Here is a 2,981-nt window from a genome sequence, read left to right on the forward strand (position 1 = left end):
TTGGCCACAACTTTTTAATTGACCATTGGTTAAGTTAGAAAGGGCGCACGGTGGATGCCTTGGCACTAGGAGCCGAAGAAGGACGGCACTAACACCGATATGCTTCGGGGAGCTGTAAGTGAGCTGTGATCCGGAGATTTCCGAATGGGGGAACCCACTGCCTTTAATCGGGCAGTATCCATGTGTGAATTGATAGCACATGAGAAGGCAGACCCAGGGAACTGAAACATCTAAGTACCTGGAGGAAGAGAAAGCAAATGCGATTCCCTGAGTAGCGGCGAGCGAAACGGGATCAGCCCAAACCAAGAGGCTTGCCTCTTGGGGTTGTAGGACACTCTATACGGAGTTACAAAAGGCAGGATTAGGCGAAGCGACCTGGAACGGTCCGCCGCAGCGGGTAATAGCCCCGTAGCCGAAAACCCTGCCCCTCCAGAGTGGATCCTGAGTACGGCGGAACACGTGAAATTCCGTCGGAATCCGGGAGGACCATCTCCCAAGGCTAAATACTTCCTAGTGACCGATAGTGAACCAGTACCGTGAGGGAAAGGTGAAAAGCACCCCGGAAGGGGAGTGAAATAGATCCTGAAACCGTGTGCCTACAAGTAGTCAAAGCCCGTTCATGGGTGATGGCGTGCCTTTTGTAGAATGAACCGGCGAGTTACGATTGCATGCAAGGTTAAGCTGAGAAGGCGGAGCCGCAGCGAAAGCGAGTCTGAATAGGGCGACAGAGTATGCAGTTGTAGACCCGAAACCAGGTGATCTACCCATGTCCAGGGTGAAGGTAAGGTAACACTTACTGGAGGCCCGAACCCACGCACGTTGAAAAGTGCGGGGATGAGGTGTGGGTAGCGGAGAAATTCCAATCGAACCTGGAGATAGCTGGTTCTCTCCGAAATAGCTTTAGGGCTAGCCTCAAGATTGAGAATCCTGGAGGTAGAGCACTGTTTGGACTAGGGGCCCATCCCGGGTTACCGAATTCAGACAAACTCCGAATGCCAGTGATTTATGCTTGGGAGTCAGACTGCGAGTGATAAGATCCGTAGTCAAGAGGGAAACAGCCCAGACCACCAGCTAAGGTCCCCAAATATCCGTTAAGTGGAAAAGGATGTGGCGTTGCTTAGACAACCAGGATGTTGGCTTAGAAGCAGCCATCATTTAAAGAGTGCGTAATAGCTCACTGGTCGAGTGACACTGCGCCGAAAATGTACCGGGGCTAAACGGATTACCGAAGCTGTGGATGGACATCGTAGATGTCCGTGGTAGGAGAGCGTTCTAAGGGCGTTGAAGTCAGACCGCAAGGACTGGTGGAGCGCTTAGAAGTGAGAATGCCGGTATGAGTAACGAAAGACGGGTGAGAATCCCGTCCACCGAATGCCTAAGGTTTCCTGAGGAAGGCTCGTCCGCTCAGGGTTAGTCGGGACCTAAGTCGAGGCCGATAGGCGTAGACGATGGACAACAGGTTGATATTCCTGTACCACCTCCCCGCCGTTTGAGCAATGGGGGGACGCAGAAGGATAAGGAGAGCGTGCCGTTGGTTGTGCACGTCCAAGCAGTGAGGCGTGGAATGAGGCAAATCCCATTCCTGATACGTTGAGCTGTGATGGCAAGAGGTTAGCCTCGGAGTCCCTGATTTCACACTGCCAAGAAAAGCCTCTAGCGAGGCGGGAGGTGCCCGTACCGCAAACCGACACAGGTAGGCGAGAAGAGAATTCTAAGGTGAGCGAGTGAACTCTCGTTAAGGAACTCGGCAAAATGACCCCGTAACTTCGGGAGAAGGGGTGCTCTGGTAGGGTGAATAGCCCGAGAGAGCCGCAGTGAATAGGCCCAGGCGACTGTTTAGCAAAAACACAGGTCTCTGCAAAACCGTAAGGTGACGTATAGGGGCTGACGCCTGCCCGGTGCTGGAAGGTTAAGGGGAGTGCTTAGCGCAAGCGAAGGTGCGAACTGAAGCCCCAGTAAACGGCGGCCGTAACTATAACGGTCCTAAGGTAGCGAAATTCCTTGTCGGGTAAGTTCCGACCCGCACGAAAGGCGTAACGATCTGGGCACTGTCTCAACGAGAGACTCGGTGAAATTATAGTACCTGTGAAGATGCAGGTTACCCGCGACAGGACGGAAAGACCCCGTGGAGCTTTACTGTAGCCTGATATTGAATTTTGGTGCAACTTGTACAGGATAGGTAGGAGCCAGAGAGCCCGGAGCGCCAGCTTCGGAGGAGGCGTCGGTGGGATACTACCCTGGTTGTATTGAAATTCTAACCCACACCCCTGATCGGGGTGGGAGACAGTGTCAGGCGGGCAGTTTGACTGGGGCGGTCGCCTCCTAAAGAGTAACGGAGGCGCCCAAAGGTTCCCTCAGAATGGTTGGAAATCATTCGCAGAGTGTAAAGGCAGAAGGGAGCTTGACTGCGAGACGTACAGGTCGAGCAGGGTCGAAAGACGGGCTTAGTGATCCGGTGGTTCCGCATGGAAGGGCCATCGCTCAACGGATAAAAGCTACCCCGGGGATAACAGGCTTATCTCCCCCAAGAGTCCACATCGACGGGGAGGTTTGGCACCTCGATGTCGGCTCATCGCATCCTGGGGCTGTAGTCGGTCCCAAGGGTTGGGCTGTTCGCCCATTAAAGCGGTACGCGAGCTGGGTTCAGAACGTCGTGAGACAGTTCGGTCCCTATCCGTCGCGGGCGCAGGAAATTTGAGAGGAGCTGTCCTTAGTACGAGAGGACCGGGATGGACACACCGCTGGTGTACCAGTTGTTCTGCCAAGGGCATCGCTGGGTAGCTATGTGTGGCCGGGATAAGTGCTGAAAGCATCTAAGCACGAAGCCCCCCTCAAGATGAGATTTCCCATTGCGCAAGCAAGTAAGATCCCTCAAAGACGATGAGGTAGATAGGTTCGAGGTGGAAGCGTGGCGACACGTGCAGCTGACGAATACTAATCGATCGAGGACTTAACCAAACTATTGTATCGTGAACGCTTCA

Annotated in this window: 1 rRNA gene; it reads left to right on the forward strand. The window is 53.8% G+C overall.

What is annotated here, in order from left to right:
- Positions 1–27: 27 nt before the first annotated feature.
- Positions 28–2,958 (forward strand): 23S ribosomal RNA (locus AC4EG4_RS19060).
- Positions 2,959–2,981 lie beyond the last annotated feature (23 nt).

Source organism: Planococcus sp. TJ-201 (genome assembly GCF_058268495.1).